The sequence below is a fragment of the Roseovarius sp. D22-M7 genome, assembly GCF_037083785.1.
Classification (GTDB): domain Bacteria; phylum Pseudomonadota; class Alphaproteobacteria; order Rhodobacterales; family Rhodobacteraceae; genus Roseovarius.
Map to the genome: position 1 here is coordinate 1 of NZ_JBAPKY010000205.1, position 756 is coordinate 756.

At 60.8% G+C, this 756-nt stretch carries 1 protein-coding gene; it reads left to right on the forward strand.

Translation table 11 applies throughout. From position 1 onward, the window contains the following. Window positions 1–62: 62 nt before the first annotated feature. Window positions 63–756 (forward strand): IS5 family transposase gene (locus V8324_RS22155; RefSeq protein ID WP_336422032.1). Its coding sequence is split into 2 segments (ribosomal slippage), with 695 coding nucleotides annotated over them: window positions 63–384 and window positions 384–756; the frame shifts between segments, so codons are not numbered across the junction. This gene is flagged as partial in the annotation.

The window sequence follows — 756 nt, forward strand, 5'->3', positions numbered from 1 at the left end:
CTCTGGACCCATTGATTTCAGATGGGCAGCGTGATTCACGGCACCGAAAACGGAGCGGTGACATGTCTGATCTCTTCTGGCTGAGCGATGCGCAGCTGGCGCGTCTGGAGCCCTGTTTCCCAAAGCCTCACGGCAAACCAAGGGTCGATGACCGCAGAGTGCTGAGCGGGATTATCTTCATCAACCGCAATGGCTTACGCTGGCGCGATGCGCCTGCGGAATACGGTCCGCACAAGACACTCTACAATCGATGGAAGCGGTGGAGTGACAAGGGCATCTTCGCCCGGATCATGGCCGGCCTGGCCGCAGAGCACCGCGAAAAGAAGACCGTCATGATCGACGCGACCTATCTCAAGGCCCACCGCACGGCGACCAGCATGGGCGTGAAAAAGGGGGGCGCGGCCGCCTGATCGGTCGCACCAAGGGCGGCATGAACACCAAGCTGCATGCGATCTGCGACAGCCAGGGCCGTCCGTTGAACCTGTTTGTTACCGCCGGGCAGGTCAGCGATTACATCGGCGCGCGGGCGTTGCTGAACAGCCTGCCGGATGTCGACTGGCTGCCCGGGGACCGCGGCTATGACGCCGACTGGTTCAGAGAAGCGTTGGAAGACAAAGGGATACGCGCCTGCATCCCGGGTCGCAAGCAGCGCAATACAACCGTGAAATACGACAAGCGTCGCTACAAACGCCGCAACCGTATCGAGATCATGTTCGGCAGGCTCAAGGACTGGCGGCGTGTCGCAACTCGGTATGA